The sequence below is a fragment of the Mycobacterium sp. NGS45 genome, assembly GCF_059812645.1.
Genome location: NZ_JCALDB010000045.1, coordinates 1 through 5,956 on the forward strand (window position 1 = coordinate 1; position 5,956 = coordinate 5,956).

6 protein-coding genes are annotated in these 5,956 nt (G+C 67.5%); 2 read left to right on the plus strand and 4 right to left on the minus strand.

Annotated features, from left to right (window positions below):
• On the plus strand, nt 1-516 hold a 516-nt coding region (locus AC5Y3P_RS22155), incomplete at its 5' end, for a response regulator transcription factor (protein WP_500048087.1).
• Nucleotides 517-540: 24 nt separating this feature from the next.
• Here AC5Y3P_RS22155 and AC5Y3P_RS22160 read toward each other — a convergent pair.
• From AC5Y3P_RS22160 to thyX, 3 genes are read right to left on the minus strand one after another with little or no spacing between them, the layout of a single operon-like run.
• The gene (locus AC5Y3P_RS22160) at nt 541-2,217 is read right to left on the minus strand and encodes a ribonuclease J (protein ID WP_500048088.1); all 1,677 of its coding nucleotides are present in this window, start codon (nt 2,215-2,217) and stop codon (nt 541-543) included.
• Between the two features lie 18 nt (nt 2,218-2,235).
• A complete protein-coding gene (gene dapA / locus AC5Y3P_RS22165; protein WP_500048089.1) occupies nt 2,236-3,138 on the minus strand; it encodes a 4-hydroxy-tetrahydrodipicolinate synthase in 903 nt (300 codons plus the stop codon).
• 24 nt (nt 3,139-3,162) lie between these two features.
• Nucleotides 3,163-3,927: an FAD-dependent thymidylate synthase gene (gene thyX / locus AC5Y3P_RS22170; RefSeq protein ID WP_500048090.1), complete on the minus strand. Its 765-nt coding sequence runs from the start codon at nt 3,925-3,927 to the stop codon at nt 3,163-3,165.
• Between the two features lie 99 nt (nt 3,928-4,026).
• Here thyX and AC5Y3P_RS22175 point away from each other — a divergent pair, with 99 nt between their 5' ends.
• On the plus strand, nt 4,027-4,662 hold the full coding sequence (locus tag AC5Y3P_RS22175; RefSeq protein WP_500048091.1) for a hypothetical protein: 636 nt from the start codon (nt 4,027-4,029) through the stop codon (nt 4,660-4,662).
• Between the two features lie 26 nt (nt 4,663-4,688).
• On the opposite strand, the gene AC5Y3P_RS22180 is transcribed toward AC5Y3P_RS22175, so the two are convergent.
• Complete coding sequence (locus AC5Y3P_RS22180) at nt 4,689-5,921, minus strand: winged helix-turn-helix domain-containing protein (protein ID WP_500048092.1); 1,233 nt, start codon at nt 5,919-5,921, stop codon at nt 4,689-4,691.
• Nucleotides 5,922-5,956 lie beyond the last annotated feature (35 nt).

Here is a 5,956-nt window from a genome sequence, read left to right on the forward strand (position 1 = left end):
CTTGACATCGGATTGCCCACGTTGGACGGCTTCGAGGTGCTGGGCCAGTTGCGCGCCGAGGGCAGCGCGTTACCGGTGATCGTGCTGACCGCCCGCAGCAGCGTCGCCGACACGGTGGCCAGCCTCGAAGGCGGCGCCGACGACTACATGGCCAAGCCGTTCCGGTTCGAGGAACTGCTGGCCCGGGTGCGGCTGCGGCTGGCACCGGAGCGGTCCAGCGAGCTGACCGTACTGTCCTGCGGCGGACTGAGCCTGGATCTGCGCACCCGGCAAGCCCACGTCCAGGGCCGGACCATCGACCTGTCGGCGCGCGAATTCGCGTTGGCCGAAACCTTTCTCCGGCACCCAGGGCAGGTGCTCTCGCGCGAACAGCTGTTGAGTCAGGTGTGGGGCTACGACTACGACCCGGGCTCCAACGTGGTCGACGTCTACGTCCGCTATCTGCGTCGCAAGCTCGGCGCGGAACGGTTCAGCACGTTGCGCGGCATGGGTTATCGGCTGGAATCCATTCCCTGACCGGCTCGCAGCCCGCCCGGTAGCTCAGATCTCGAGCACCGTGGGGACGATCATCGGCTGACGGCGGTAGGTCTCACCGACCCACTTGCCGACCGTGCGCCGAATGGCCTGCGCAATCCGGACCGGGTCGGTGACGCTCTCGCCGGCCAACTTCTCCAACTCGGCGTCGACCATCCGGGCCACCGGCTCCAAGGCCTTGGGGTCTTCGGAGAAGCCGCGGGAATGCAGATGTGCCGGCGCAGCGGGCTTTCCGGTGCCGCGGCGAACCACGGCGGTGACCGCGACGAAACCCGACGACAGGATCAGCCGCTCCCCCAGCGTGGATTCGCCGACGTCGCCGGTGATCAGGCCGTCGACGAACATCTTGCCCACCGGCACCGCGCCGGCGATCGACGCCACACCGTTGACCAGGTCCACGCTGACGCCGTTCTCGGCCACCATGATGTTCTCTTCGGGCACCCCGGTGCTGGCCGCCAACTTCGCGTTGGCCCGCAGGTGCCGCCAGGTGCCGTGCACCGGCATGACGTTGCGCGGCCGCACACCGTTGTACAGGAACAGCAGTTCGCCGGCGTAGGCGTGGCCGGAAACATGAACCCGGACTTGACTGTTGGTGACCACTCGGGCGCCGATCTTGGCCAGCGCGTCGATCACACCGTAGACCGCCTCTTCGTTGCCCGGGATCAGCGAGCTGGACAGCACCACCAGATCGCCCGCGGTCAAGGTGATGCTGCGGTGCTCGCCGCGTGACATCCGGCTCAGCGCGGCCATCGGCTCACCCTGGGTTCCGGTGGTGATCAGCACCACCCGCTCCGGTGGCATCATCTCGGCGGCACCGATGTCGAGGACGTCGTCATCGGCGACGGTCAGGAAACCCAACTCGCGGGCGATGCCCATGTTGCGCACCATGGAGCGGCCCACGAACGAAACCTTGCGGCCCAATGCCACTGCGGCGTCGATGATCTGCTGCACCCGGTCGACGTTGGAGGCGAAGCAGGCCACGATCACCCGGCCCTCGGCACCACGCATCAGTCGGTGCAGATTGGGCCCGATCTCGCTTTCCGATGGGCTGACCCCAGGGTGTTCGGAGTTGGTGGAGTCGCACAGGAAGAGGTCCACGCCGGCGTCGCCGAGTCGGGACATTCCCGGCAGATCGGTGGGCCGGCCGTCCAGCGGAGTCTGGTCCAACTTGATGTCGCCGGTGTGCAAGATGGTGCCGGCACCGGTGTGCACGGCGATCGCCAGCGCGTCCGGAATCGAGTGGTTGACCGCGAAGTATTGGCATTCGAAGACGCCGTGTGTGCTGCGCTGCCCTTCGGCCACCTCGACGAACTTGGGCTTGATCCGGTGCTCCCGACACTTGGCAGCCACCAGCGCCAAGGTGAACTTCGAACCCACCACCGGGATATCCGGACGCAGTTTCAGCAGGAACGGGATAGCGCCGATGTGATCTTCGTGAGCATGCGTGAGCACCAGCGCTTCGATGGCGTCCAAACGGTCTTCGACGTGCCGCAGATCCGGCAGGATCAGGTCGACCCCGGGCTCGTCGTGGGTGGGGAACAGTACCCCGCAGTCGATGATGAGCAGCCGACCCAGATGCTCGAAGACCGTCATGTTGCGGCCGATTTCACCGATTCCGCCCAGTGCCGTAACCCGTAGGCCGCCGGGCGCGAGATCCCCGGGCGGCGCCAGTTCGGTGTTCATGACTGGATCACGACATCCTTAGTGCAGCAGGCCTGCCGCGCGCAGATCGGCGGCCAGCTCATCGAGTTGAGCGTCGGTGGCAGGAACTTGCGGCAGGCGTGGTGCACCGGTTTCGATACCCAGCAGCCGCAGTCCCGCCTTGGACAGCGTGACGCCGCCGAGTCGATACTGCGCGTCGACCAGTGGCGCCAACCCCGCGTTGATCTTCCGGGCGGTGGCGATGTCGCCGGAATTGAAGGCCGACAACATATCTCGCAGCTGGCTGGCCGCCACGTGGCCCCACACGCTGACGAATCCGATGGCACCCATCGCCAGCCAGGGCAGGTTGAGCGCGTCGTCACCGGAGTAGTAGGCCAGCGAGGTCTCGGCCAAGATCCGGCCGCCGCCGTGCAGGTCACCCTTGGCGTCCTTGACCGCGACGATGTTCGGGTGCTCGGCCAGCTTGCGCATGGTGTCCCAGGCGATCGGCACCACCGAGCGCGGCGGGATGTCATAGAGCAGGTTGGGCAGATCGGTGGCGTCCGCGACAGCGTTGAAGTGCGCCAGCACACCGGCCTGCGGCGGTCGCGAGTAATACGGCGTGACCACCAGCAGCCCGTGCGCACCGGCGGCGGCCGAACGCTGCGCCAACCGAACGCTATGCGCGGTGTCGTAGCTGCCGGCGCCGGCCAGGATGCGGGCGCGGTCACCGACGGCTTCGAGCACCGCCTCGAGCAGGGCGATCTTCTCGTCGTCGGTGGTGGTGGGTGATTCACCGGTGGTGCCGGAGACCACCAGGCCGTCGCAGCCTTTGTCGATCAGATGTACCGCGAGCTTCTTGGCGGTGGCCAGGTCCAGCGAGCCGTCCGGGCCGAACGGCGTCACCATAGCCGTCAGCACGGTGCCCAACCGTGCGCTGACATCGATTCCGCTGGTGCTCACGGGCACAAGATTACCGTGCTCGTCTCAGACCTCCGTCGCCAGCGGACTGGTTGCCACCTCGGTGCCGTCGGCGAGGCTGTAGATCTCGAAATCGGCGAAGACCTGCGGTGCAACGTCGACCAGTTGGCGTAGGCAGGCGATCGCCAACCGGCGGATCTCGAGATCAGCGTGCTCGCTGGCCCGCATCGCGATGAAGTGCCGCCAGGCCCGGTAGTTTCCGGTCACCACGATCCGGGTCTCGGCGGCGTTCGACAGCACTGCCCGGGCAGCTTGCCGTGCTTGTTTACGCCGCAGCGTCCCCAGTTGTCCGTCGGGTTCGTCGGCGGCCAGTTTGGCTTCCAGTTTGTCCAGCAGCTCGGTGTAGGCGGCCCGGCCGGCATCGGCGGCCGCCAGGAACAGCGCCTCGAGCTCCGGGTCACCCTCGATGCCGGGCGGGGTGACCACCTGCGCGTCGCGCTCGGGCACGTAGCGCTGCGACAGCTGCGAGTAGGAGAAGTGTCGGTGCCGAACCAGTTCGTGCGTGCAGGACCGGGACAGCCCGGTGATGTAGAAGCTGACCGAGGCGTGCTCGAGCACCGAGAAGTGCCCGACGTCGATGACGTGCTTGAGGTAGCCGGCGTTGGTCGCGGTGCGGGGGTTCGGCTTGTCCCAGCTCTGGTAGCAGGCCCGGCCGGCGAACTCGACCAGCGCGGGACCGCCGTCGGCGTCGGTGCTCCACGGCACGTCCGGCGGCGGCGTGAACTCGGTCTTGGCGATCAGCTGCACACGCAGCGGGGCGGTCTCGGCCACCCCGGCAGCCTAACTTGGCGCACTATCAGGCCCCGACCTCGCGGTAACGCCTGCTTGCCGACAGCAACCGCGCTGCGGCAAACCCAAAGGAGAGATCAGTTGAATCGGCGCAAGTCCCAGGTAGTGGTCGGTATCTTGGCGGCCGGCGGCGTGCTTTCGGCCACCTTGCTCTCCGGTTGCAGCGAATCCAGTGACTCCCCGACGAGCGGCGCGGCAGCCACCGTCGAGGCCGATCGTGCCTCGGCGCTGATCTTCGGCGTCAATCAACAGCGTCCGCAGCTGGAAGACTTCGACATCGATGAACTGGTCGAGACCTACTGCCCGGCACAGCAGGAAGCGGTGCGGGCCAAGTACGAAGCGCAGGTGCCGACCATGGAGTCGCTGGCCACCCCCGCGCAGTTGGCCGATCCGGGATTCGCCGAGACACTGAACCAGCAACTGCTCGAGTGCTACCCCGGAATGGACGAGTACTACCTCGGCGACGTGATCGATGCCGTGATCGCCCAGGATCCGGCGGCCTACCGCCCCGCCATCCTCAAAGTGCACGCCAAGCTGAAGGACATCGAGGAATTCGAGGTCGACAACATCGAGATCGACGGCGACAACGCCACTGCCGATCTGTCCATCACCAGCACCGCACTCGACGGCACCACCACGACTGAGGTGTTCCACAACGAGTACGTCAAGATCGATGGCAACTGGAAGGACTGCACTGCCCCCTCGACCGACGGCTAGTCAAGGATCGCGAACCCGGTCCGCGACTACAGCGCGCGCCGTAATGCGGCGGCCAGATCGCCGTTGGCACCGACGCCGAGGCGGCCGAGTCCCAACCACTGCGCCATCCGGGTCAGCTCCTCGGCCAACGCCGAGGCGATCCGGGCGCGGTCTCGGCCGTCCTCGGCGAACGCGCCGATGACCCGCAGCGTGTCGGCGGCCCGGTCGGCCTTGAGGTCGACCCGCGCGACCAGTTCGCCGTCGAGCAGGAACGGCCACACGTAGTAGCCGTACTGCCGTTTGGCCTGCGGCGTGTAGATCTCGATCCGGTAGTGGAAGCCGAACAGCCGCTGCACCCGGGGCCGGAAGAAGATCAACGGGTCAAACGGGCACAGCAGCGCGGTGCCGCGGTCGAGGCGCGGAATAGTTTGCCCGGCCCGTAGATACGCCGGGCTGCCGGCGACAGTCACGGGCTCCAGGTCACCGGAGGCCAGCAACTGCGCCAGCGCCGGTTTGGTCTGCGCTGCGCTCAGCCGGAAGTAGTCCCGGATGTCGGCCTCGGTTCCGACACCCAGCGCGGTGGCGGCGCGTAGCACCAACTCACGCACCGCCTCGGCGTCCTCGACCTCGCGGGCGAGCACGTGCGCCGGCAGCACCCGCTCGGTCAGGTCGTAGTGCCGGGCGAAACCGGCTCGGTGCGCGGTGGTCAGCACCCCGGCCGACCAGAGCGCTTCGGCCACCCACTTGGTATCGCTGCGGTCCCACATCTGTTTCTTCGCGGCCGCCTTGGGTCGAGGTGGCTCGGCCCCCAGGTGTGCCTCGATCTGCCCGGCGGTGCACGGCCCCAGGTCAGCGACCGCGGCCACCACGTCATCGGCCAACTTCGAATTGCGCCGCACGATGTCACGTCCCCACCGGCCGTGCCGGTACTCCCGCATCCGCCAGCGCAGCAGCGGCCAGTCCTCCACCGCCATCAGCGCCGCCTCGTGCGCCCAGTACTCCACCAGCAGCCGCGGACTGCGAGCACTGTGGCTCCACGCAGCGCTATCCAACGTGTCCCGGTCATAGCTGCCGAGCCGGCTGAACACCGGCGCGTAGTGCGCCCGCACCGCCACCGATACCGAGTCCAGTTGCAGCACCTGGATCCGGTCGATCAACCGCTTCAGATGCGCACGAGTGATCGCGCCGCGCGGTTTGGCGTCATGAAAGCCCTGAGCTGACAGCGCGATGCGCCGGGCCTGCGGCACGGTGAGAACAGCCACCCGGACATCGTTGCGCATGCCGCTGACACCGAGCGCCCGGACCCGCTGCGAGA